This is a genomic window from Micromonospora sp. LOL_014 (assembly GCF_048060245.1).
GTDB lineage: Bacteria > Actinomycetota > Actinomycetes > Mycobacteriales > Micromonosporaceae > Micromonospora_E.
In genome coordinates this window covers 1-23,387 of the sequence record NZ_JBHMIP010000018.1, presented here as the reverse complement: position 1 = coordinate 23,387, position 23,387 = coordinate 1, and the positions used below count along the sequence as shown (strand labels likewise).

General features: G+C 68.4%; 16 protein-coding genes and 2 pseudogenes. 9 read left to right on the top strand and 9 right to left on the bottom strand.

Annotation, left to right across the window (positions count from 1 at the left end; genetic code table 11):
- Nucleotides 1–160: 160 nt before the first annotated feature.
- Nucleotides 161–1,138 (top strand): trypsin-like serine peptidase, encoded by a 978-nt coding sequence (locus ACFHW1_RS16900; RefSeq protein ID WP_416554606.1) that lies wholly within the window; start codon nucleotides 161–163, stop codon nucleotides 1,136–1,138.
- 295 nt (nucleotides 1,139–1,433) lie between these two features.
- Nucleotides 1,434–1,739, top strand: a complete 306-nt coding sequence (locus ACFHW1_RS16895) for a carboxypeptidase-like regulatory domain-containing protein (RefSeq protein ID WP_416554604.1) — start codon at nucleotides 1,434–1,436, stop codon at nucleotides 1,737–1,739.
- A 45-nt stretch (nucleotides 1,740–1,784) separates the two neighbouring features.
- Here ACFHW1_RS16895 and ACFHW1_RS16890 read toward each other — a convergent pair whose 3' ends face one another.
- From ACFHW1_RS16890 to ACFHW1_RS16860, 7 genes and pseudogenes are all read right to left on the bottom strand, one after another.
- Complete coding sequence (locus tag ACFHW1_RS16890; RefSeq protein WP_416615709.1) at nucleotides 1,785–3,131, bottom strand: MFS transporter; 1,347 nt, start codon at nucleotides 3,129–3,131, stop codon at nucleotides 1,785–1,787.
- 28 nt (nucleotides 3,132–3,159) lie between these two features.
- Nucleotides 3,160–4,362, bottom strand: coding sequence for a cytochrome P450 family protein (locus ACFHW1_RS16885; protein WP_416554600.1), 1,203 nt, complete (start codon nucleotides 4,360–4,362; stop codon nucleotides 3,160–3,162).
- Between the two features lie 47 nt (nucleotides 4,363–4,409).
- Nucleotides 4,410–5,132, bottom strand: a complete 723-nt coding sequence (locus ACFHW1_RS16880) for a DUF5825 family protein (protein WP_416554598.1) — start codon at nucleotides 5,130–5,132, stop codon at nucleotides 4,410–4,412.
- Between the two features lie 82 nt (nucleotides 5,133–5,214).
- A pseudogene (locus ACFHW1_RS16875) lies at nucleotides 5,215–7,092 on the bottom strand (RiPP maturation radical SAM C-methyltransferase); the annotation flags it as partial.
- A gap of 96 nt (nucleotides 7,093–7,188) precedes the next feature.
- Complete coding sequence (locus tag ACFHW1_RS16870; protein WP_416554596.1) at nucleotides 7,189–7,347, bottom strand: hypothetical protein; 159 nt, start codon at nucleotides 7,345–7,347, stop codon at nucleotides 7,189–7,191.
- A gap of 5 nt (nucleotides 7,348–7,352) precedes the next feature.
- Nucleotides 7,353–9,214, bottom strand: a pseudogene (locus ACFHW1_RS16865) (alpha/beta hydrolase family protein).
- Nucleotides 9,215–9,292: 78 nt separating this feature from the next.
- Nucleotides 9,293–10,423, bottom strand: a complete 1,131-nt coding sequence (locus ACFHW1_RS16860; protein ID WP_416615707.1) for a LacI family DNA-binding transcriptional regulator — start codon at nucleotides 10,421–10,423, stop codon at nucleotides 9,293–9,295.
- A gap of 171 nt (nucleotides 10,424–10,594) precedes the next feature.
- Here ACFHW1_RS16860 and ACFHW1_RS16855 point away from each other — a divergent pair, with 171 nt between their 5' ends.
- The gene (locus tag ACFHW1_RS16855; protein WP_416554592.1) at nucleotides 10,595–11,965 is read left to right on the top strand and encodes a PHB depolymerase family esterase; all 1,371 of its coding nucleotides are present in this window, start codon (nucleotides 10,595–10,597) and stop codon (nucleotides 11,963–11,965) included.
- Between the two features lie 152 nt (nucleotides 11,966–12,117).
- Here the strand turns inward: ACFHW1_RS16855 and ACFHW1_RS16850 are convergent, their stop codons facing one another.
- Complete coding sequence (locus tag ACFHW1_RS16850) at nucleotides 12,118–15,426, bottom strand: carbohydrate-binding protein (protein WP_416615706.1); 3,309 nt, start codon at nucleotides 15,424–15,426, stop codon at nucleotides 12,118–12,120.
- Between the two features lie 340 nt (nucleotides 15,427–15,766).
- Between ACFHW1_RS16850 and ACFHW1_RS16845 the strand changes: the two genes are divergently transcribed.
- The 6 genes from ACFHW1_RS16845 to ACFHW1_RS16820 all read left to right on the top strand — a co-directional run bounded on the left by ACFHW1_RS16845 (nucleotide 15,767) and on the right by ACFHW1_RS16820 (nucleotide 22,610).
- A complete protein-coding gene (locus ACFHW1_RS16845) occupies nucleotides 15,767–16,804 on the top strand; it encodes a LacI family DNA-binding transcriptional regulator (RefSeq protein WP_416554588.1) in 1,038 nt (345 codons plus the stop codon).
- Nucleotides 16,805–17,028: 224 nt separating this feature from the next.
- Nucleotides 17,029–17,964: a carbohydrate ABC transporter permease gene (locus ACFHW1_RS16840; protein ID WP_416554586.1), complete on the top strand. Its 936-nt coding sequence runs from the start codon at nucleotides 17,029–17,031 to the stop codon at nucleotides 17,962–17,964.
- Nucleotides 17,957–18,862: a carbohydrate ABC transporter permease gene (locus ACFHW1_RS16835; protein WP_416554584.1), complete on the top strand. Its 906-nt coding sequence runs from the start codon at nucleotides 17,957–17,959 to the stop codon at nucleotides 18,860–18,862. Before ACFHW1_RS16840 ends, ACFHW1_RS16835 begins: the two co-directional genes overlap by 8 nt.
- 59 nt (nucleotides 18,863–18,921) lie before the next feature.
- Nucleotides 18,922–20,235: an ABC transporter substrate-binding protein gene (locus ACFHW1_RS16830; RefSeq protein ID WP_416590922.1), complete on the top strand. Its 1,314-nt coding sequence runs from the start codon at nucleotides 18,922–18,924 to the stop codon at nucleotides 20,233–20,235.
- Between the two features lie 107 nt (nucleotides 20,236–20,342).
- Nucleotides 20,343–21,509, top strand: a complete 1,167-nt coding sequence (locus ACFHW1_RS16825; protein WP_416554580.1) for a Gfo/Idh/MocA family protein — start codon at nucleotides 20,343–20,345, stop codon at nucleotides 21,507–21,509.
- A gap of 18 nt (nucleotides 21,510–21,527) precedes the next feature.
- Nucleotides 21,528–22,610, top strand: coding sequence for a Gfo/Idh/MocA family protein (locus ACFHW1_RS16820; protein WP_416615721.1), 1,083 nt, complete (start codon nucleotides 21,528–21,530; stop codon nucleotides 22,608–22,610).
- Nucleotides 22,611–23,122: 512 nt separating this feature from the next.
- On the opposite strand, the gene ACFHW1_RS16815 is transcribed toward ACFHW1_RS16820, so the two are convergent.
- On the bottom strand, nucleotides 23,123–23,387 hold a 265-nt coding region (locus ACFHW1_RS16815), incomplete at its 5' end, for a hypothetical protein (protein WP_416615704.1).

Genomic DNA, 23,387 nt, shown 5'->3' with positions numbered 1-23,387 from the left:
CGGTCGATGCCCGCCGTCGGTGATCTCATCGACCATCGTCGAATAACTGTTGGTTCAAGGACAGAAGCCTCGCCAGTCGGGAGATGACGATGAAGATTCACCTATGGGAATGCGTCCGAGTAGAGATCACCGGACACCCACCTCATCATCGGGAGGTTCCATGGACAACAAGGCGCGCCGGACGCTCGGTGTCCTCGTCGCGACGGCGGCGTTGGCGCTGGCTGCCGCGGCGACACCCGCTGCGGCCACACCCACCAGCACCGTCGACATGGTCACCCCGGTCTCCGACACGGGCGAAACCATCAACCCGGCGGTCCTCGCCGAGCGGATCGACGAGACGATGGTTCAGGCCACCCGACCGGCGGTGCGGCGCGGCGCTGACGGGACGGACCGGGCGCCCGCCGCCCAGGTCGAAGGCAGGACCGAGCCGGGCGAGATCGGCATCAGCAGCATCATCGGTACGGACAACCGTTACCAGACGACCCCGGCGGACTGGTGGCCGGCGAGCTCCACGGTCCACATCACCCGTACCTCCGGTGGGGTCACCCGGGGGCACTGCACCGGTTGGATGATCGGTGCCGACACGCTGATCACCGCCGGCCACTGCGTCTATCCCCGAAACGGCACTGCGTGGTACCCGCGCAACGAGTTCACCGTCTGGCCGGGACGCGACGGCGGTTCCACGCCGTACGGCTCGTGCAGCGTTGCCAGCCTGCACTCGGTCGCGGGCTGGGTGAACAGTTTCACCAACGGTTACGACTACGGTGCGATGAAGCTCAACTGTACGGTCGGCAACAGCACCGGGACCTTCGGGTTCATGTGGACCTCCGCCAGCCAGAATGGCACGTCGACCTACAACCGGGGCTACAGCGGGGACAAGTCCTTCGGCACCCAGTGGGCCAGCTCCGACCAGATCCGGGTGACCCAGTCCACCGAGCTGTTCTACCATCACGACACGGTCGGCGGTAACAGCGGCGGACCCGTCTACACGTATTCCGTGACCGACTGCGGCCCCTGCGCCGTGGCGGTACACGCGCATGGCCTGCACGGCAGCGGGGCGCCGAACAACAACCACAACAGCGGACCGCGGATCACCGAGCCCGTGTTCAACAACTTCATCTACTGGCGCGACCTGTAGTACGACGCATGACAGCCCTGTCCGGTGACCGCGCAACCCGGTCGCCGGGCGGGGGTCGGCGCGGCGGCGACGCCAGCAGCTCGCCACAGGTTCTTGATACTCTGTGTGATCGAACAATGGCGTGATGCGAAGACTGGCCGCGAAACGAGGACTGGCCATGAAACCAGTACGACGTTCACTTCTGTCGGTGCTGTTCGTCAGCTTGCTGATGGCGGGCTGTGCGACTGAATCGTCGCCTTCGTCCGGACCGTCGGTCCCCAACAGTCCGGACACCCCCGTCTCCGACCAGCGGGACGTGCCATCGGGGTCGCCGGGTACGGTAGCTGGTCGCGGCACGGCGATCATCGAGGTACGGAACCCGGCGGGTGAACCGCTGCCGGTGATCCCGGTGGAGGTCCGTACGGTCGACTGGCCGATGCCCGCAGGACTGTCCGAGGACATCGCCCGGATGACTGACGCGCGTGGCGAGTACATCTGGACCGATCTGCCACCGGGGGAGTACGAGTTCACCGTACGGGTTCCGGGCGAGGACGTCGCCGCGGCCCGGCGGGTGACCGTGGCGGCGGACGAGACCAGCCGGGTGCCGATGACCCTCGGCTGATCAGCATCCGGTCCGGCCCGACGTCGGCCGTGGCGCGGTCGTGGGTCAACCGTGGCGCAGCTCGCGCCGGGACAGACCGAAGCTGAACGCGGCCAGCAGTGTCGCTCCGCAGGCCAGGAAGACCGCCGTACTGCCGTACCGGTCGACCACCAGGCCGGTGGCCACCGTCGACAGTGGGAACAGGCTCAGTGCGGCGAAGACGATCGCGCTCATCACCCGGCCCAGCAGGTGCGGCGCGGTGCGCTGCTGCATGGTGGTGATCACCAGTACGTTCGTGACGGTGCTGGCCAGACCGGCCACCACCAGGGCCACCACCGCGCCGAGGTAGCCGGCGAACGGCACCGCGGCGATCGCCAGGCCGAGCACCATGCCGGCGAGCATCGCCGTCGCGCCGCGCCGGGGCAGCCCGGCCAGGCCGGCGGAGAACAGCCCACCGACCAGCGAGCCGGCGGTGAACGCGGCCAGTAGTCCACCCAGCCCGCCCGCGCCGGCCGCCAGCTCGCCGTTGCTGAGCGACGGCAGCCCGATCCGGACCATGCCGCCGACGGTCAGGTTGGCGGCGGCGGTCACCAGCAGCACGGTACGCAGCAGCACCGACCCACGCAGCAGCCGCCAGAACCCGACCGGCGGCGCGTCCGACGGCGGTGCGCCACCGTCCGGTCCCGCCCTGCCCGGTTGCGGGCTGCCGTCGTCGGCCGGCGGCGGCGGTGGCGGTGGCGGTGGCGGTGGCACCGTGCCCCGCGCGACGCCGCCGATCATCGCCAGGCAGACCGCCGAGACGGCGAACGTCGCCGCGTCCACGCCGAACGCCACCGCCGGGGAGAGCGCCGCCACGACGAGCCCGGCCACCCCGGGGCCGATCATCCCGGCGGTGAAACTCGCGGCGCTGTGCAGCCCGTTGCCGGCCTGCAACTGATCGGCCGGCAGCAGCCGCGGGGTGATCGCGTACGCAGCCGGCTGGAACAGGCCGGCACCCAGGCCGGTGCCGGCGACCAGCACCGCGATCACCGGTACGGACGGGTTGTCGGCGACGGCGGCCGCGACGATGCCGGCGGTGAAGACGACCCGGCTCAGGTCGGAGATCAGCATCACCCGCCAGGGCCCGATCCGGTCGGACAGGATCCCGCCCAACGGTGTCGTCGCCAGCCGGCACACTCCGTAACCGGCGACCAGCAGGCCGAGCTCGCGCCCACCGCCGCCGAGCTGGTAGACCAGGAACGGCAGAGCGACGGCGTGGAACGTGTCGCCGAACACGGACACCAGTTCGGCGGCGAACAGCAGACGGTAGCCGCGCGAGCGCAGCGGCGCGAAACTGAGCTTCGGCCGGAACCGCCGAGCCGTCGTCGCGGCCGCCGCAGTCTCAGCCGTCGAATCAGGCGCCGATTCGGTCACGGACTCAGTCACGGGGTCGGTCAAGGAGTCAGCCATCGAGGGCCACCGGCAGCGACTCCAGCCCGCGGAGCATGATCGTGTTCCGCCACGGCAGTTCGTGTTCGTCGGCGGCGAGGCTCAGCCCGGGGTATCGGTCCAGCAGGGCGCCGAGCGCCAGCTCGCCTTCGAGTTTACCGAGGAACGCGCCGAGGCAGCGGTGCAGACCGTGGCCGAACGCCAGATGCCCGGAGTCGCCCCGGTCCAGGATCAACCGGTCGGGGTCGGGGAACCGGTCCGGATCCCGGTTGGCGCCGCCGAGCGAGACGAGCACGAGTTCACCAGCGGGAATCCGTACTCCGTCGATGTCAACCTGCTCGGTGGTGAACCGCAGCGTCGCCATACTGACCGGCGACTCGTAACGCAGAAACTCGTCGATCGTGGCCGGCAGCGCCGGCCGGTTCGCCAGCAGCCAGCGGAGCTGGTCGGGGTGGCGCAGTAGGGCGAGGGTGGCGGTGCCGAGCAGGTTGACGGTGGTCTCGTGGCCGCCGATCAGCAGCAGGAAGACCATCCCGACGATCTCGTCGTCGGTCAGCTCACCGGCGTCCCGGGCGGCCAGCAGGCCGGTCAGGATATCGTCGCCGGGATGGGCCCCTCGGTGCCGCAGCTGCCCGCCGATGTAGTCGGTCATCTCACCGAGAGCGGTGGTGAAGTCCGCCGGGTCGTCACTGTGCGTGAGGATCGCCGTCGACCAGGCGCGGTACGCGGCGCGGTCCTCGGCCGGGAAGCCGAGCAGCTCACAGATGATTAGCATCGGCAGCGGGAAGGCGAAGTCCTTCACCAGGTCCACTGTCCGGCGTCCGGCGATGTCGTCGAGCAGCGACGTGGTGATCCGGTCCACCATCGGCCGCATGGCGGCCACCCGCCGGGCGGTGAACGCCGCGTGGATGAGCCGCCGCAGCCGGGTGTGGTCCGGCGGGTCGCTGTTGAGCATGTGGACGACGTCACCGCCGAGGGTGACCCCGGCCACCCGGTCGTCGGCGAGCGCCTGGGCGCGCCGGGCGTCCTGCCTGAACCGCGGATCGGCGAGCGCCGCCCGCACGTCGCGGTACCGGGCGATCACCCACATCGGCAGCCCTTCGTCGCTGTGCAGGATCGACACCGGGCCGTTGGACCGGATGCGGGCCAACGTCGGGTACGGGTCGGCGATGTACGGCACCTCGGGCTGCGTCGCCGTACCGGTCACGGTGTCCATGTCCCTCCTCGCGGAGACCGTCGGGTGAAGGGAAACCCGGGCGGTACTCATACCGCCAGCGCTGGGAACGGCCAGCGGTACGCCGGGGTCGGCAGCCACCACAGCTGCCCGGCCTGGGCCGCGATCAGCCGGGCGTCGGCCAGGTCCCGCCGAACCGGCGCGGGCACCTGCCCGGCCGGTACTCCTTCGGTCAGCTGCCCGATGGCGACCAGATGCTCCGGTTCGTCGATGGTGAACAGCTCCAGCGCACCGGCGCGGCGGTCGCGGACCTCGACGAACCCGGGCCCGCGCCGGAATACGCACTTGCCGAGGAAGAACGAGTCCCGCCAACCGCGTACCGCCTGGTCGTCGGCGCCGCTGGCGCCGCCGTCCACCCGCTCCGGTGGGAGCAGATGGTCGAACATGCCCTGTCCGGCACAGCCGTCGTGGCAGTGGGCCACCCAGTCGACCGCGATGGCGCGGGCGGTGAGCTCCCGGATCAGCACCAGGGCGCGGGCGGAGGCGACCCCGGCGTCCCGGCACAGGTCGACCGGGGCGGGCAGCCGGGCATGTCGTACGCCGGCCCGGTGCAGGTCCGCCACCAGCGGCCGCCACGCACCGGCGACCCGCCGGGTGCCGAACGACATCCCGGATACCTGGGCCGCGTCGGGCAGATAGTCGCGGGACAACGCGATCTCGATCGCATACCCGGTCGAGTCGGTCGGGCCGGTTGACCCGGGCGGGCTGCTCGGGCTGGTCTGGGTGGTGGCGTCAGCCGATGGCGACGGCATGCGGCTCCTCCTCGCTCTGCCCGGTCGTGCCGGTGCCCGGTTGCCCGCCGCTGCCGCCGGTTGCGTTCCCGGCGGTGCCTGCGGCAGCCCTCCGGCGGTGGTCCGTCCGGGCCAGCATCTGGTTGTCGGACTCGACCGCGAGGTGCACCTGGTAGCCGTCGTCGTGGAACAGGATGCCCAGCGTCGACCAGCGGTCCAGCAGCGGTTCGACGACCGCCGCTCCGCCGGGCACCTTGGCGGCGAGGGCGGCGGCGGTACGCGGCTGATCGAGCAGCCGGAACAGGGCGATCTCCGGTGCCGTGGTCAGCTCCAGCACGGTCCAGTCGTAGGCCGCGCGTTGGCTCACCAGCACGATCCGGTCCGGCAGTTCCTGACAGGTGAGTCGGCTGACCGGGTACTGAGCCTGCCAGGCGGCCAGGGCAGCCTCGAGCTCGGCGGCCTGGGTCCGGTCGATGCCGTGCGGCACCGACGTGAAGATGTACGCCAGGTCGGCGAGTTCCGCCTCGGGCAGCCAGTAGATCTCGGCGTACTGCGGTGCCGGTCGGAGGGTGGCGAATCCCAGCTCCGGGCGGTCGAAGTAGGGGCTGAACCGTTCGATGGCGATCCGGGCGGCCCCCATCGGCGGCTCCAAGTGGTGCAGTGCCGGCAGCTGGTTGACGATGCTGGTGTAGTCCCGCGCCGTCTCGCCGGGGAACCCGTACAGGTAATTCCAGCTGACCGTCACACCAGCGCTCTGTGCGTCGCGCAGCGCCCGCACGTTCTGGCAGCCGGTCACGCCCTTGTCCATCAGCCGCAGCACGTGGCTGCTGAGATTCTCCACGCCCGGCTGGACCTGCACCGCGCCGGAGGCGTTGAGCTGCTGGAAGTGTCGTCGGCGCAGATTGGCCTTGACCTCGAAATGCAGGCGGATGTCGTACTCCGATTCGGCCAGGCGTTGCAGCACTGAGTCGAAGTAGGCCATGTCGAGGATGTTGTCGACCACGATGAAGTCGAGCAGTTGATGGTTCCGGGCGAGGTCGAGGACCTCGTCGAGGAAGCGGGCCGGGCTCTTGCTGCGGAACTGCATGAACGACCCGTTGAGCCCGCAGAACGTGCAGTGGTGTTTCTCGCCCCACCAGCAACCTCGGGAGCCTTCGACGACCAGCCGAGGCGCTACCCAGTCGGCTGCCGCCGACGTGTCCAGCCGGTCCAGGTAGCCGGTGTAGTCGGGCGCGACGATGTCGGCGGGCGGCAGCGGCCGGGACGACATCGGGTTGGTCCGCGCGACGCCGTCGGCGTCGCGCCAGCACAGCCCAGATATATCGGCGATCCCCGGTGGGCCGATCCGGCCGGACCCGTCGGCGGTGTCGGCCGGGCCGAGAACGGCGAGTAGTTGTGGGAAGGCGACCTCGCCTTCACCGCGTACCACATAGTCGACGTAGCGGAAGTTGCGGTGCAGCGCCGCTCCCTGCGGACCGTCGCAGTTGGCCCCGCCGAACACGATCCGGGCGTCGGGCCGCAACTGCTTGACCAGGCGGGCGACGGCGAGGCTGGCGGCGTTCTGCTGGAACGTGGTGGTGAAGCCGACGACCTCCGGGTCGGCAGCGGCCAGTTCGGCGGCGAGTTCGCGGACGAAGCCGGGCACCAGCCGGTGCATCGCCCGGGTCAGTGCGATCTCGGTGTCGGTCGAGCCGCCTTCGGCGAGCAGCCGGGCGTACGGGTCGAACGGGCGCTCCTCGTCGTCGAGCAGCCCGGAGAAGACCCAGTCCCCGGCACCGAGGAAGTAGGAAGACTCAGAGAAGTAGCGGTAGTCGGCGAGCGTGAAGTCGGTGACCCCGGTCACCCAGTCGACGAAGTCGATGTTGGCGTAGCGGACCTGCACGTCGTGACCGGCCCGGCCGGCTGCCGCGCGCAGGATGCCCAACGCGAGCGACGGCACGTCGATCGACCCCCACGGCATGTGCAGCAGGACGATTTTCACTTCCGGCCCCTTTCCGTCGGTGGTGGGCGTCGTTCCGGAGCGGCAGGCGCTTCGCTCTGGAACGACGCCGTCGATCGTGCGCTCAGCACGGACCTGTCACTCGCTGGCGGGCGCCTTGTCGGCCGCCGACTCGGTCACGTCCTGCCGCCTGGCCGGGACTGCCCGGTCCATGTCGAGGAGCATCTTGACGATGACCGCCCCGCGCTCCCGCTCGCTGGTGGTGATCGGGTCGTGACGTACACTGCGTCGCTTCATACCATTCACCTCCCTTCCTGGCTGGTCAGGTACGGGCGACCGTCCACTGCGGTCGTCCGGCTTCGGCCCGGTCGCAGCGCTGAGTCGGCGCGAAGGCAGCGTCCGCGTACCGGAGTAGTTCGTCGAAGGTCCGGGTCTGCCCGGCGGCGTCGCCGTGATGGCCGCCGGGCATCCAGTGCAGTCGGTGCGGCACCCGCCGGTGCCGCAGCGCGGCGACGTAGCGGCGGATCTGGTCCGGCGGGCAGCGTTCGTCGTCGGTGGCGGCGGCGATGAATAGCGGGCCGCGGACCCGGTCCAGGTAAGCCGTCGGGTCTGCGGCGTGGTACCGCTGCGGTACGTCGTCGGGCCCGCCACCGAACAGCTCGTCGTCGATGTCGCGCAGCGCCTCGGTGGCACCGTGGTAGGCCGCCGGGTAGTCGGCGATCGGGCAGACAGCGAGTCCGACCGCCCAGTCGGCCGGCGCGACGCCCATCGCGAGTAGCACCAGGTAGCCACCCCACGAGTAGCCGCACAGCCCGATCCGGCCGGCTTCGGCCACGCCGAGGTCGATCAGCTTCCGCCGTACGGCGGCCAGGTCCTCCAGCTGCGCCAGCCCGACCCGGTGGTCGAAGTCCCGTTGCCACCGTGGCCCGTACCCGGTCGATCCCCGGTAGTTGGTGCGCGTCACCGCGTAGCCGGCGCGTACCAGCAGCCCCACCCTCGGGTCGTAGGCGTCCCGGTCGTGCAGGTACGGCCCGCCGTGCACCAGGAACAGCGTCGGCCACGGTCCGGTGCCGGGCGGGGTGACCAGGAAACTGTGGATTCGTCCGTACGGCTGGTCGGTCCACAGCTCGGTGCGCCCGGCGGGGGTGGAGGGGTGGTCGGCGGGTCGGCGCCGGCGGGCCGGCTGCGCGGTGGCCGTACCGGGGTGGGCGACCAGCCGGCGGGGTGGCACCGAGTTGCTGGTCCAGATATAGTGAATCGCGCCGTCCGGGGCGACGGTCAGGTCGAGGATGGTGCCGGGTGGAGTGGCGACGGTAATCTGCTCACCGGTTTCGGGGTCGGCCAGCAGCAGCTGGCTGCGCCCGGCCCGGTCGTGCTGGACGAGGATCCGCCCGTCGTTGCCGTACCAGTGGGCAGTGATCTCCGACTCGAATGACAGGCCCTGGGACAGTTCGATGCCGCGGTCGCGCCGCCAAATGCCGATCTGGTACAGGTCCGGCGTCTCGACGACGATCAGCAGTTTCGGATCGGGTCGGTTGCCGGGGTGGAACTCCAGGGCCCAGATCCGCCGCCGGTCGCTGCCGGCGACGGTGTCGGTCCACCCGTCGGTGAGCCGCACGATGCTGACCGCGGTCGCGGCGTCGGCTCGGGCGGCGAGCGCGATGGTGTTTCCGTCGGCGGCTAGGTCGACCAGGGCGGTGTAGCCGGCACTGACCGCCATCAGGTGACCTGGTCCGCCCGGTTCTCCCACGTAGCAGCGGGTCTGCCGGCCGGTGCCGACGCAGATGGCGGCGCGGCGGCCGGTGGCGTCGAAGGCGATGCCGTGCTGCCGGCCGGGCGGTAGCCCGGTCAGTGCCAGCGGCGGTGGGCCGGCCGTGGCCCGGTCTGCCGCGCCCTGGCCGATTGCCGTCTGACCGGGGTCGACCGGCTGGCGGCGCCAGACACCGACATCGGTCCGGTCCGCGTCGAACCACCAGAAGTGCCGGCCGTTGGGCTCGATGTCGCAGGCGGACACCCCGTTCGGTGCGGCGGTGCGGATCTGACGTCGATCTGTCTCGATGTTCCAGGCCAGGACCTGGGTAAGGTCACCGTAATGATGCAATTCGACGGCCCTGGTCGGCTGGTGCGCAGCGAAGGCAGGTATGTGTGGTGTGTTCACAACCACCCCGATCGGGTCGCGTTCCACACCGAGTGTAATTGATTGGCTTCTATTGGTAAAGAAGATGTTGGATTGTCGGCGGAATCACCTGGTCACCGGCGTGGGTGCGGTGCTGCATCGGACGACGAGGGTGGTGCCGATCTCCACCCGGTGTCGTGGCAACACGCCACCGTTGGCCAGCGCGAGTACCATCCCAGCGGCGGTCGACGCCATCTCGGTCAGCGGCTGGCGCACGGTGGTCAGCAGCGGGCAGCACCAGCGGGCGTTGTCGATGTCGTCGAAGCCGACCACACTCAGGTCGTCCGGGATGCGCAGGCCGAGCTGCCGGGCGGCGCTGTAGACGCCGAGCGCCTGTAGGTCGTTGCCGCAGAACACCGCCGTCGGTCGGTCGGGCCGGTCGAGCAGGTCACGCCCGTGTGTCTCACCGTCCTCGAAGAAGAACCGGCCGCTGCGGACCAGGTCGTCATCCAGCCGTACGCCAACCGCCGCCATCGCCGCCCGGCAGCCCTCCAGCCGCGCGCGGGCGCCGAGCATGTCGAGCGGGCCGCTGATCACGGCGATCCGGCGGTGCCCAAGGTCGAGCAGATGGCGGGTCGCGGTGATGCCGCCGTTCCAGTTGGTGGCGCCGACCGACGGGGTCGGGTGGGCCGGTTCGCCGACCGGGTCCAGGGCGACCAGGGGGATGGCGCTGGCGGCCAGTTGGGCGTGCTGCTCCGGAGTGAACGCGGAGTAGACGGCGATCACCCCGACCGGTCGGCGGGCCAGCAACTGCTCGGCCCAGGACCGGCCCGGTTCGGTGCGGCCCTGCACCTCGGTGAACCCGACGGCGAGTTCGTTGGTCCGGGCGACCAGCTCCACCCCACGCAGGATCTCGATCGCCAGGTGGCTCTCGAGTTGATAGAAGACGACCTCGATCCCGGCGGTCGGGGAGGCCGAGCCGGGCCGCTGGTAGCCGTGCTCGCGAACCAGTGCCTCGATTCGGCGGCGGGTCTCCAGGGCCACTCCGGATCGTCCGTTGAGCACCTTCGAGACGGTGGGTTTCGAGACGCCGGCCAGCGCGGCGATCGTCGCGACGGAGAGATCGCTACGGCGGCGTGCGCGTCGCTGACCTTCCGGCGGCCTGCCGGTCGCCGGTGGGTGGTCCGGTTGGGTGGGGGCGTGGTCCACGACCGATTCGCCAACCTTCCGCTTGATCTGGGGCATCGCCCGGCTCATGCTACGGAGCGTCAGGCGTTTTTATGCACGTGCGTCGATGTTAGTCCGACGTCGACCTTGAATCTCGAACCATTCATATCGATACTAGTAACTGTTTCGAGCCGGAGTGAAGCGGGAGCTTGGGCAGCCCCGCGTCGGATCCCCATCCTGCGTGCGTTCCGGAGGAACCACATGAGACTCATGGCCAAGATGCTGGCCGCCGCCGCAGCAACCGTCACCGCCGCGGCGGCCGCACTGACCTTCGCGGCACCCGCTTCGGCGGCCACCCTGACCGAGGTCACCAACTTCGGCACCAACCCCAGCAACCTGCGCATGTACCTGTACGTGCCGGACCGGGTCGCGCCCCGTCCGGCGATCCTGGTCGCGATGCACTACTGCACGGGCTCCGGACCCGGGTTCCACTCCGGCACCCAGTTCGCGTCTCTGGCCGACCGGTACGGCTACATCGTCATTTATCCGTCGGTGACCCGCAGCAGCAAGTGTTTCGACGTCTACTCTCCGCAGGCGTTGACTCGCGGCGGCGGGAGTGACCCGGTCGGCATCCGGTCGATGATCAGCTACGTGGAGCAGCGCTACAACACCGACCCGGACCGGATCTTCGCCACCGGAACGTCGTCCGGCGCGATGATGACCAACGTGATGCTCGGCGTCTACCCGGACGTCTTCGCCGCCGGCGCGTCCTTCGCCGGGGTGCCGTTCACCTGCTTCGCCACCACTGGCGGTTCCGAGTGGAACAGCCAGTGCTCCGGCGGGCAGATCATCCGTACCCCCCAGCAGTGGGGCGACGCCGTCCGCAACAGTCTGCCCGGCTACTCCGGACCGTGGCCACGGATGCAGATTTGGCACGGCACCAACGACGGGACGCTGCGCTACCCGAACTTCGCCGAGCAGATCAAGCAGTGGACCAACGTGCACGGGCTGAGTCAGACGCCGACCTACACCGACAGCCCGCAGGGCAACTACACCCGCACCCGGTACGGTAGCTCCGGCGGTATGGCGCCAGTCGAGGCGATCAGCATGCAGGGCACCGGCCACAGCATCCCGGTCGATGCCGCCCAGGTGATCCGCTTCTTCGGTCTGGACGGCACCGCGCCTCCGACGACGGCGCCTCCGACGACGGCGCCTCCGACGACGGCGCCTCCGACGACGGCGCCTCCGACCACGGCGCCTCCGACGACGGCGCCTCCGACCACGGCACCTCCGACGACTCCGCCGCCGCCGTCGGGCACCTGCCGGATCACCTACGGGGTGAACGCGTGGAACAACGGACTCGTCGCCTCGGTGACGATCGCCAACACCGGCAGCAGCGCGATCAACGGTTGGTCCCTGGCCTTCACCCTGCCCGCCGGGCAGACCATCACCTCTGGCTGGAACGCGACGTACTCGCCGACCAGCGGCGCGGTCACCGCCCGCAACCTGTCCTACAACGCAGGCATCCCGCCGAACGGCTCGCAGAGCATCGGCTTCCAGGCCACCCACACCGGCAACAACGGTAGCCCGACGTCGTTCACCCTGAACGGCACTCCCTGCGCCGTCGCCTGACACAGGCGGACGTCGCTGGTTGCGGGGCTACCGGTCCAGGATGACCGACCGCGACCAGCGACGTCCTACAGCGCTGGCCGCGGTCGGTCAGAGCCGGTGGCCGCCGTGGTCCGTGTCGTGTCGCGCCGATCCATGCGTCCTTGTCGTCGAGATCAGCTCAGTACCTGCCGGGATCCGAGATCCAGCCACGGCCCGGCCGTCGCGCCGGGTGCCTGGTTGCGGGTCCACCAGCGGGCCGTCCACAGGTGCCCGCCGTACGCCACCGTCTCACCGCCGGTGTAGATCCATGATGGTGTCCAGGCGCGAATGGTGCCGTCGAAGCCGCCAACCACGGCTCCGCTCTCGGCCCAGGCGCCGTACGGGTTCGTCCCGGGCACTTCGTTGCTGGTCCACCACTGAGCCACCCAGACCGATCCGGCGTAGGTGACCTCGTCGCCGGCGTTGTAGACCGTCGACGCGGACCAGTCCGACGGCGGCTCGAGCAGTGTGAATGCCACCTCGGTCACGTTCCCCGCCAGATCGAACACCCGTAGCGTGTTCGTGCCCACGACAGCGCCGTACCTGCCCGGCTCGACGCCGTCGAGCGACGTCCGTACGGCGTCGGCAAGGTCGGTGGTGACGCCGTTGACAACGACCTTGTCGAGCGTGCCCTCGTCGTACAGCGCGAAGCTGACCTGTCGGTAGCTGCCGTCCTCGCTCTCGGACCACGGCTCGATGGTGACCGTGGGGGGCGTCACATCGACGGCGAGGAGCCTGTGGATCTCGATGGTGTTTACCATCACCGATCCCGACGCCTCGTTGGCCATGTCGACGTTGACGGTGAGGAAGCCGTTCGTCACCGCGACTGTCGCGGACGCCCGGACCGGTTTGGTCCAGTCCTTGGACAGCTTGGTGGGCGGTAGTGCGGTCACTGCCTCGCTGGTTCCCTCGTTGAGGGTGACGGTCGCTTCGTATCCTTTGTCGACCTGCGCTGACCAGCCGGTAGCGATGGCGAGGTCGACGCGGTACCGGCCGTTGGCCAGCTCGAACTTGTACGGTACACCGACTCGCTGCGCCAGCGGTTGCGTCTGGTCCTTGGCGTAGCGGTAGGTCTGACCGACAGGTGTGCCGTCGGTGTATCCGAGGTTTTCCGCGGGCCAGGTGTAGGTGCCGGTGAGCAGGTTCGGGTAGGCCGCCGACGGTTTGGCGGTGTCCAGCACACCCCAGTTCCTTCCGGTGACCGGGTCAGGCCCGAAGAACTGGTCGGTGACGCTGTGGTGCGTGCCGAGCCGGGAGCCGGCGTTGACGGTCGCCGGGTCGATGTCGCCGGCGTCGACAAGGTAGGCGAGCTCACCGATTTCGAGCCACTGCGCCCAGACGGTCATGTCGCCAGCGACGATCGTGTCCGCGTCGACACCTGCACCGGCGCCGGTCCGGGCGGTGTTCCAGCCCACGAACTCGTATCCGTTGCGTACCGGTGGTGCCGGCAGGGCACCGAGGGCGGCCCCGATACTCGCGAAGATCCGGGCGTGCTCACCCCGACCGTCGTTGCTGTCGAAGACGACCGTCGCGTCGGTCGTCGGCACCCCGGGCGCGGCGACCAGGAGGCTTCGTACTCCGATGTCGTACCCGGTGCTCGCGGTGTTCTTCCCGGCGCCGACGATGCGGTAGGTGATTTCGTGCGTACCCGCGCTCAGGTGGACAGTGCCGTGCTCGTGGTCAACCAGTCGTGGCTGCGCCGAGTAGAGGTCCACTGGCGTGCCGGTCGACACACCGTCGACGTACGGCTGCACGAAGGCGCCGCTGCCGGTGGCGACGAAGTCGGTGCGCAGCCGGTACACGGCTGACTCGTCGACGTCGAACCGGTATGTCACCGTGTCTCCGCTTTCCATGGCGGTCTCCGCGCCGTCGCCGTCGCGGTAGCTGCTCGGCGTACCGCCGGTGTGTGCGGTGTAGGTCGTTCCCGCGAGCCTCGCCGTCGAGGTCTGGACCGTGCCGGTGCTGCGTACCTCGACCGGCTCGGCTCCCGATCCCGGCACCGCGCTGTAGCGCGTGGGGTCGGCGGCGGGCGGCGTGACGAGGATTCGGGCGGCGGTGCGACCGGGCAGGTCGAGGGAGAACGATGCCTCGCCCGCTGCGGCGGCGACGTTGCGGCGCAGCACCGGTACCGTGCCGTAGTTCGGCGTGGCCAGCGTCTCCTGGATCAGGTCCACCTGTACGTGCACCCGGCCACTGGCGACGAGTGCCGGTGGGAGGTTGCGCAGTGTGACCGGAATGGCCTTCGCCGTCTCTTCCCAGTTTCCCAGCAGGATCCAGGACTCGTTGACGGTCGAGTCGTCGTTGTAGGTTGCCAGCGCGTCAACCGACGTTTTGTCGAAGGTCGTTCCGATCTTACGACCGGTCATGTCCCAGTAGGTCTGGTACACGTACCAGATCCCGGTCGCCATCTTGCCGTGGTCGTCGAAGGTGGCCATCTCGCCGAGGAAGCTGCGCGAGTTGGGATTGTCGCCGGGCAGACCCCACGCGGACCGCAGTCCGAACTCCAGGCTGGTGCTCTCCGACGCGCGTTCGAGCTCGCCCAGGTACGAGACCGAGAGCCCGGGGTTGTAGTTGCCCTGGCTGCGACGTCCGGCCTCCGTCGTCGAGTATCCGGTGCCCTGGTACTCGGTGATGGCGATCGGCATGACCGGGATGTCGTTCTGCCGCATCCACTCGGTGATCTGGCGGGCGTGGTCCTCGATCGCGGTGCGGGTCCGTGTCAGCTCGTGCCAGGCCAGCACGTCGGGCAGGCAGTCGTGCTGCTTGCAGTAGGTCAGGAAGGCAGTGAGGTACGAGAACTTGAACGAGGCGAGCTCAGGTCCTTGGACCAGCTGGGTCGGGTCGAAGTCCTTGACGCCGTCGTAGCCGTTCTTGAACCCTCGGAAAAATGCGTTCTGGTTGCTCCACTGCAGGTCAGGCTCGTTCCAGAGCACCCAGGAGTAGACGTCGATGTCCTTCGCCGCCGCGTCGGCGAGCTCTCCGGCGATGTACTCCTTGTAGGCGGCGCCCCCGTCGATCTGCGCCAGGGCCTTCCAGTCGGTGTTGCCGCCGTACTCGCCGCGGGCCACCTTGCCCTTGAACCCGTAGTAGGTACCGATCATGAGCTTGGCGTCCGGGTTGATCGTCTGCAACCGGTCGCGGGTGGCGTCCTCGAACCACCCGGGGAGGTAGTCGTGGTAGACGCTCGTCCGTTTGGAGTAGTCCGTCCCGCGGATCGCGTTGATGTCGATGCCGTCGGTCAGCCACTGCGCGGGGCCCCGTTCGTCGAACGGGTGCAGGTTGCCGCCGCCGACGTGCCGCATCGCGCCGGCATCGACCTGGTAGTCGACGGTGACGGGGTAGCTCGGGTCGGCGGCGGCCGGCGATCCGGTCGCCGGGATGAGCCCGAGCGCGAGCGCGACCCCGGACAGGGCAGCCAGCGCCCGTTGTCTTCCTCTGGTCATGACCTCTCCCTGCATCTCCTGATGGCCTCTCCGAGATCGTCAGCGCACCGCTGGCGGGCGAGTGCTTCCGGTGATCGAGGCGGTACCGTGGGCAGCGAAAGCAAGGTCAGCCTCGGTTTCGCCGCCCGCCGGCAAGCAGTTGGGCCAGCCGGCGGCGACCCGCCGTCAGCGCACCGCTGCGGCTCTGCCGGAGTCGCGGTGCGGCTATCTTCGTGGGGCTACGGAACGTAGGTCTGTTAACAATGCCGACTCGACTGTGACTTGTGGCGGCAACCATAGTGATCGATCACCTTGGTGTCAACGCTGGCCGAGGTGCCGGCGAGGAAGGGAATACCTATCAATGGCGACAGAGCCCTCGGCGACGCCGGAGCGAAGCAGGAAGCCGGCGACCATCTTCGAGGTGGCCAAGGAGGCGGGGGTGTCGCACCAGACCGTCTCACGCTTCCTGCGTGGCAACGGTGGGCTGCGCCCGGCGACGGTCGAGAAGATCACCCGTGCGGTCGAGCTGCTCAACTACCGTCCGAACCGGGCGGCCAGGGCGATGCGGACCAGGCGAACCGACCGTATCGCGATCGTCATGCCGGACATCACCCCGTTGGTTCCCAACCGGCTGCTACAGGGTGCTGCGGGCGCTGCCCACGATGCCGGCTTCCACATCGACATCGTCAGCCTCGAGGGCTCTGCGGCGGACCGCGCGGCCCGGACCCGGGCACTGCTCCAGCCCGAGACGGTGGACGGGATTCTGTCGTTCGCGCCGTTGCAGGACAGCTTGGACGGTTCGGACGTCACGGAGTTCCCGGTGCCCATCGTGATCGTCGGGGAGTACGACGACAACATGCGGGGGCGCAGCCATTTGGCTGACGCGGCGCCCGTGACCGCCATCATCGGGTACCTCGCGGCCAACGGTCATCGTCGGTTCGTCCACGTCGCCGGATCGCCGTCGTGGGCCTCCGCCCGCAACCGGCGGGCGGCGTACGAGGCGACCGTCGAGCGGCTGGGCCTCGAATCGTGTGCCGTCGTCGACGGCGACTGGACCGTACGATCCGGTTACGAGACGGCCCGCACCGTGGTCGCGGGCTGCGGTGCGACAGCCGTGTTCGCAGCCAACGACCAGGTCGCGCTCGGCGTCATCCTCGGCCTGCAGAGCGTCGGCATCGATGTGCCGGGCCAGGTCAGCGTGTTCGGCTGGGACGACGAGGAAATCGGACGGTACTTCAGACCGAGCCTGTCGACGGTGGCGGTGGACCGGGAGCGGCATGGCCGGTTGGCGATGCAGCGGCTGCTGGCCCTGATGCGGGGTGAGCCCCTGAACGAGGCCTTCCCAGCCGACCTGCAGCGGCTGGTGCTCCGCGACTCGACCGGCCCGGCATCGGTTTGAGTCGACCCCTTGCATTCAAGGGTGATCGATCACTATGGTGCATCACACATCCGATTCGGCGAGGTTACGAGCAGCAGCACCCAGCGTCGCGTGCCTGCTGGCGCACCCAGGTCGTCGATCGACATGCGACAACTGCGGACCGCTGTCGACGAGGTGTCCGCGAGCGGGAGGAAGGGGTCGAACATGTGTAGAGCCTCCTGGCCGCGGTCAGCGTGGGTGGCGCGGTGAGCGTCGCCGAGCTGCAAGCGATCAGCCGTCGTGATCCCGGAGCCCGGCCGCCGCAGGCCGCGCGTGACACGCGGGTGGCCGCAGCGTTTCTTGCGCCCTGGCTCATCGGCCTGTTCGTCCTGACGCTGGGCCCGATGCTCGCGTCGTTGTATCTGGCCTTCACCAACTACAACCTGCTCCAGGATCCGAGCTTCATCGGGCTCGACAACTTTCAGCGGATGCTCACCGACGAGCGACTGCACCGTTCCCTGGGCGTCACGTTTCTCTACGTGGCCGTCAGCGTGCCGGCCCAACTGGCACTGGCGCTGCTGCTCGCACTGGTGCTGGATCGGGGGATGCGCGGACTGGCGTTCTACCGGTCCGCGTTCTACCTACCCTCGTTGCTGGGGTCCAGTGTGGCCATCGCTGTTCTTTGGCGGCTCATCTTCGGCGGTGATGGCCTGGTCAACGATCTGTTGGGCTTCCTCGGGGTCGAGAGCACAACGAGTTGGGTGGCGGACCCGGCGACCGCCCTGTGGACGCTCGTCGTCCTGCACGCATGGACCTTCGGATCGCCGATGGTCATCTTCCTGGCCGGACTGCGACAGATCCCCTGGGAGTACTACGAGGCGGCGCAAGTCGACGGCGCAGGTACGGTAAGCCGGTTTCGCCACATCACGGTGCCGCTACTAACACCCATCATCTTCTTCAACTTTGTGCTGGCGGTCATCAATGCGTTTCAGACATTCACGCAGGCATTCGTGGTGTCGGGAGGCACCGGAGGCCCGTCCGACTCGACGCTGTTCTACACGTTGTATCTCTACCAGGAGGGATTCGGTTCGTACCGAATGGGCTACGCCTCCGCGATGGCATGGCTTCTGGTCGTGATCATTGGAGCTCTCACGGCAGTCAACTTCTGGGCGGCAAGGCATTGGGTTCACTACGATGACTGACTCGATGACGCGGGAGCCGGCGCGGCTTCGGCCGCCGGTCACGAAGGCCGGGCCTGCGCGGCGGGCCGGCGCAGCAGGCGTTGTTCGAGGCGTACGACACGTCCTGTTGCTGGCCGTGGTGGCGGTTGCGCTCTACCCGGTGTTGTGGATGGTCGTCAGTTCTCTGCGGCCCGACGGCCACATCTTCGGAAATCCGTCGTTGGTGCTCGACACATTCGACTTCTCGAATTACCCCCGTGGCTGGAACGCGCTCGCGCAACCCTTCGGCTGGTATCTACTCAACTCGGGAATCATCGTTGCCGGTGCAATCATCGGAAACCTCATCAGCTGTTCGATGGCGGCCTACGCCTTCGCGCGCCTTCGGTTCCGGTTCCAGCGGCCCGCTTTTGCAATCATGCTTGTCACGATCATGCTGCCCATCCATGTCGTGATCGTCCCGCAGTACGTCCTCTTCGCCCAGTTGGACATGGTCAACAGCTTCTGGCCGCTGATCCTGCCAAAATTCCTTGCCGTCGACGCCTTCTTCACCTTCCTGATGGTCCAGTTCATCCGCGGACTGCCGCGGGAGCTCGACGACGCTGCTCGCATCGACGGAGCGGGTCATGCGACCATCTTCCTCAAGGTGCTGTTGCCATTGATGCGGCCGGCGTTGGCCACCACCGCCATCTTCACCTTCATCTGGACCTGGAACGACTTCTTCAGCCAGCTCGTCTACCTGACGGACCCCAGCCTGTACACGGTGCCGGTTGCGCTGCGGTCGTTCGTCGACGCACAGTCGGAATCATCCTTCGGTGCGCTGTTCGCGATGAGCGTGGTGTCGATCGTGCCGCTCGTCGTCGCTTTCGCGGTCGGTCAGCGGTATCTGATCCGCGGCATCGCAACCACTGGTGGCAAATAGACCAGCCTGTCCCTGTCCAGCTGCGTCGACAACTTCCATTCATCGGAACGGAGAGTAGAATGCGTATGTCATCTTTCCCGAGTCGGCTGGCGATTGCCGGCGCGCTCGTCGCGGTACTCGGAGTAGGCGCCTGTGGCACTGCGGACTCGTCCGGCGGGACTCAGGAGCTCAGCGACGGCGACGTCACATTGCGACTGACCTGGTGGGGCGCTGACGCGCGGCACGAGCGGACCCAGCAGGCAATCGAGGCGTTCCAGGAGCAGTATCCGAACATCGAGGTGATCGGGGAGTTCAGCGACTGGACCGGGTACTGGGACAAACTCGCGACGGCGACTGCCGGCGGTAACGCTCCGGACGTCATCCAGATGGACCAGCTGTACCTCGCCTCGTACGCCGACCGCGGCGTGCTGGCCGATCTGGCCCAGCAACCGCAGTTGGACACGACGACCCTGCCGCCGGCCGTGCTGGACACCGGGCGGTCCCGAGGCACGCTCTACGGCATGCCGATCTCCACGTCGGCGTGGGGCATCCTGGTCAATCAGGACAAGCTTGCCGAGCTGGGCGTCGCCCTACCCGACACCGAGAACTGGACCTGGGACGAGTTCGCCGACTTCGGCCGGTCGGTGACCGACGCGTCCGGCGGCGAGGTGCACGGATTCACCCCACACTGGAACGAGTTCTCCTTGCAGATCCACGCCCGTCAGCACGGCGAAGCCCTGTTCAGCGACGGCAAGGTCAGCATCAGCGTGCCGACGCTGGCCAGGTACTTCCAGCAGGTGCACGACTGGGCGACGGCCGGGGCCTCCGTGCCGGCCTCGCAGTTCGCCGAGGGTGTCAGCGCCGCGCTGGATCAGACGGACTTCGCCACCGGCAAGGTTGCGATGATCTTCGCCAACGTGACGCAGCTGGCGGCGTACACCAAGGCCACGGGGGGAGCCGACCTGATCGCCGTCAAACTGCCGACGGAAGACGGGAACTCGACTCCGTTCAGCTACCTCAAACCGGGCATGTACTGGTCGGTGTCGGCTGAAAGCGAGCACCCCGCCGAAGCCGAGCTGCTGATCGACTTCCTGGTGAACACCACAGAGGCCGGCGAGATCATCGGTTCCGAGCGGGGCATTCCCGCCAACACCACGGTGCTGGAATCCATCAGAGACTCGCTCACCCCTGGCGAGCTGCAGGCCGTGGAGTACGCGGAGTCGATCCAGGACCTGCTCGGCGACGCACCGGAGATCGTGCCGAACGGTGCCAGCGAGATCGAACGGACCATCGTCCGCTACCTGCAGGACGTCATGTTCGACCGAAGGACCGCCGAGGAGGCCGCCGAGGCATTCGTGGCCGAGCTCCAGTCTTCGATCGACGCCGCTCAGTGACTACTGTCGGGCTGCGGCTTCCGGATCGGGCGGACGACGGGCCTGGCCGAGAAGCAACGGCACACCAGATCAGTGCTCCACGTCACGCCAACGAGATGGAGGACGGCATGCTCAATGTGGGAATCATCGGTGCGGGAAGCATCGCGGGCACACACATCGCCGGCTACCAGAAGTTCGCAGACGACTGCCGGATCACCGCCGTCTGCGACGTGACCATTGAGAAGGCGCAGGAACGCAGGACCACCTTCGGTCTCACCGATGCCCGCGTCTACGACGATATCGGGGTTCTACTCGCTGCCGAGGACATGGACCTGGTGAGCATCACGACACCGCCGTCGACGCACGCCGACCTCGCCATCGCCGCCCTGCGTTCGGGAGTCAACGTCCTGGTGGAGAAGCCGATGGCACCGTCCCTGCAGGAGTGTGACGCGATGGTCGCCGCCGCTGCGGAGTCGGGCAAGCTGCTGTCGGTCGTCGCGCAGAATCGGTTCCGTGACGACATGGCAACCTTGAAGGAAGTGCTGGACTCTGGTCTGATCGGAGCTGTGTCGCACGTCCAGGTCAACTCGTCCTGGTGGCGGGGACGGCCCTACTACGACCTGTGGTGGCGGGGGACCTGGTCCTCCGAGGGCGGCGGCTGCACCCTCAACCATGCCATCCACCACATCGATCTCACCATGTGGATGCTCGGCCGCCCGTCGGCGGTGACCGCGATGCTGGTCAACGCGCAGCACGACAACGCAGAGGTCGAGGACCTGTCCGTCGCGATCCTGCAGTACGACCGGGCACTGGCTCAGCTCACCAGCTCGGTGGTGCACCACGGCGAGGACCAGGAGATCGTCATCCAGGGCGCGCACGCCAGGGTTTCCCAGCCGTGGCGGGCGGTAGCCGAGAGCAGCGCGGCGAACGGGTTTCCCGCGCCGGGCGGCAACCAGGACCTGGTCGCCGACCTCGACGCACTTGTGCACGCGCACCAACCGCTCACGCATACCGGGCACACCGGCCAGATTGGCGACGTGCTGCGTGCGGTCCGGGAAGGGACGGCACCCGCCGTGAGCGGCACAGACGGGCGAAACGCGGTCGAGTTGGTCACCGCGATCTACGAGTCGGGCATCGAGCGCCGCCCGGTGAGTCTCCCATTGTCCCCGGACGATCCCTACTATCACCACGGTGCCCTGGTACAGCGCGCGCCCCGGTTCTTCGAGAAGACCGCTACGGTGCGCGACCTGCCCGGTCCCATCACCGTCGGCGGCACGCCCCGACAGGACAGCTGAGGAGACGAACAGGTGTCGATGGCCAATGGAGCGACGTACGCGCCGGATCCCGTACCGGCCCCGGTGGTGACACCCGGGGAGTTCGTCTTTGCCGCGGTTGGTCTCAACCACGGGCACATCTACGGCATGAGCGCGGGCCTGCTCGGTGCCGGCGCCACGCTCAAGTGGGTGTACGACCCCGACCCGGCCAAGGTCGCCGCGTTCCGTCAGCGGTTCCCGCAGGCGCGGGTGGCACGCGACGAGTCGGAGGTCCTCGACGACGACACGGTCCACCTGGTGGCCGGCGCTGCCGTCACCTCGGAGCGGTGCGCTCTCGGCCTGCGGGTCATCGATGCAGGCAAGGACTACTTCACCGACAAGGCCCCGCTCACCACCTTGGAGCAGCTGGCCGAGGCACGAAAGGCCACCGCGCGCACCGGGCGTAAGTACGCGGTCTACTACTCGGAGCGGATCCACGTCGAGGCGGCGGTGCTGGCCGGGCAGCTCATCGAGCGCGGCGCCATCGGCCGGGTGGTACAGGTCATGGGCCTTGGTCCGCACCGGCTCTCCGCCGCCGGCCGCCCGGACTGGTTCTTCCGCAAGGAGAAGTACGGCGGCATTCTCTGCGACATCGGCAGCCACAACGTGGAGCAGATGCTGCACTTTACTGGGGCGACCGATGCCGAGATCAGCCACTCCACCGTCGGGAACTTCAACCACCCGCAGTACCCGGAGCTCGACGACTTCGGCGAGTTGGGGCTGGTGCTGAACACCAGCGCGACTGGGTACTGCCGGGTGGACTGGTTCACTCCCGACGGGTTGCGCACCTGGGGTGACGGGCGGACCTTCATCCTCGGCACCGACGGCTACCTGGAGCTGCGTAAGTACCTCAACGTGGCGACCGACGCCGGTCCCGGCCATGTCTTCCTCGTTGACGGCAAAGGTGAGCACCATCTGGTCGCAGCTGGTCAGGTCGGCTATCCGTACTTCGGTCAGCTGATCCTCGACTGCCAGCACCGGACCGAGAACGCCATGACTCAGGAGCACGCGTTCAAGGCGGCGGAGCTCAGCATCCGTGCCCAACTGCAGGCCAGGGTGATCCGCCACGTCGCGGACCGCTGACCGACCGACCACAGCAGCGGCGCCTCCTTGAGTGAGGTCCGTGGCTCGCGCTCGAGCCCCCCGATCTTCGTGAAAAGACCTCATAATGGAGATTTTCGACGAATAGCCGCATAGCGGCGATAACCGACTTATGCTCAGCGCAGTGCGGGATGCCCCCCCCAACACCCCGTCCAGGAATTTCTACTAATCTTCGGGACGCTGCGGGAGCAACGGTGACCAGTGAACGACGCTTGCGTCGACGACTCAAACAAGCACAAACCCCTGCCAAGGTGGGCTATCTTCTCCTGCTTGCCGCGACGACAAGTAGCTTGACACCAGCGGTGCAGCCGGCCAGCGCGGCCGAGGTTCGGCCGTTGGGGGATGCGCGTCCCAGCACAGAGTCTTCGCTCGTCACACCTGGGCCGAACGGGTATCGCACTGTCTGGTATCCCGCTGCGCCGTTGCGCGACGACCCGGGTATCGGCGACCGTGAACGTTGGCAGCCGGGCCTCGGGCCGCAGGGTTGGCAGCGCTCAGAGGACGAATGGCGTCGGCACAAGCCGAGCCGTGGTCCCCAAGGACCGCAGGGTGCGCAGGGTGCTGATGGTGCCCAGGGCGTGCAGGGTGCCCAGGGTGCGCAGGGCGTGCAGGGCGTGCAGGGTGCGCAGGGTTTCCAGGGTGCGCAGGGTGCCCAGGGTGCCCAGGGTGCGCAGGGTGCTGATGGTGCCCAGGGTGCGCAGGGTGCGCAGGGTGCTGATGGTGCCCAGGGTGCGCAGGGTGCGCAGGGTGCTGATGGTG

What these genes read in the sequence shown, in the direction of transcription:
- ACFHW1_RS16900 (WP_416554606.1), top strand. Translation starts at nt 161, where the DNA reads ATGGACAACAAGGCGCGCCGGACGCTCGGTGTCCTCGTCGCGACGGCG.
- ACFHW1_RS16885 (WP_416554600.1), bottom strand. Translation starts at nt 4,362, where the DNA reads ATGGACACCGTGACCGGTACGGCGACGCAGCCCGAGGTGCCGTACATC.
- ACFHW1_RS16880 (WP_416554598.1), bottom strand. Translation starts at nt 5,132, where the DNA reads ATGCCGTCGCCATCGGCTGACGCCACCACCCAGACCAGCCCGAGCAGC.
- ACFHW1_RS16870 (WP_416554596.1), bottom strand. Translation starts at nt 7,347, where the DNA reads ATGAAGCGACGCAGTGTACGTCACGACCCGATCACCACCAGCGAGCGG.
- ACFHW1_RS16860 (WP_416615707.1), bottom strand. Translation starts at nt 10,423, where the DNA reads ATGAGCCGGGCGATGCCCCAGATCAAGCGGAAGGTTGGCGAATCGGTC.
- ACFHW1_RS16855 (WP_416554592.1), top strand. Translation starts at nt 10,595, where the DNA reads ATGAGACTCATGGCCAAGATGCTGGCCGCCGCCGCAGCAACCGTCACC.
- ACFHW1_RS16850 (WP_416615706.1), bottom strand. Translation starts at nt 15,426, where the DNA reads ATGACCAGAGGAAGACAACGGGCGCTGGCTGCCCTGTCCGGGGTCGCG.
- ACFHW1_RS16845 (WP_416554588.1), top strand. Translation starts at nt 15,767, where the DNA reads ATGGCGACAGAGCCCTCGGCGACGCCGGAGCGAAGCAGGAAGCCGGCG.
- ACFHW1_RS16835 (WP_416554584.1), top strand. Translation starts at nt 17,957, where the DNA reads ATGACTGACTCGATGACGCGGGAGCCGGCGCGGCTTCGGCCGCCGGTC.
- ACFHW1_RS16830 (WP_416590922.1), top strand. Translation starts at nt 18,922, where the DNA reads ATGCGTATGTCATCTTTCCCGAGTCGGCTGGCGATTGCCGGCGCGCTC.
- ACFHW1_RS16825 (WP_416554580.1), top strand. Translation starts at nt 20,343, where the DNA reads ATGCTCAATGTGGGAATCATCGGTGCGGGAAGCATCGCGGGCACACAC.
- ACFHW1_RS16820 (WP_416615721.1), top strand. Translation starts at nt 21,528, where the DNA reads ATGGCCAATGGAGCGACGTACGCGCCGGATCCCGTACCGGCCCCGGTG.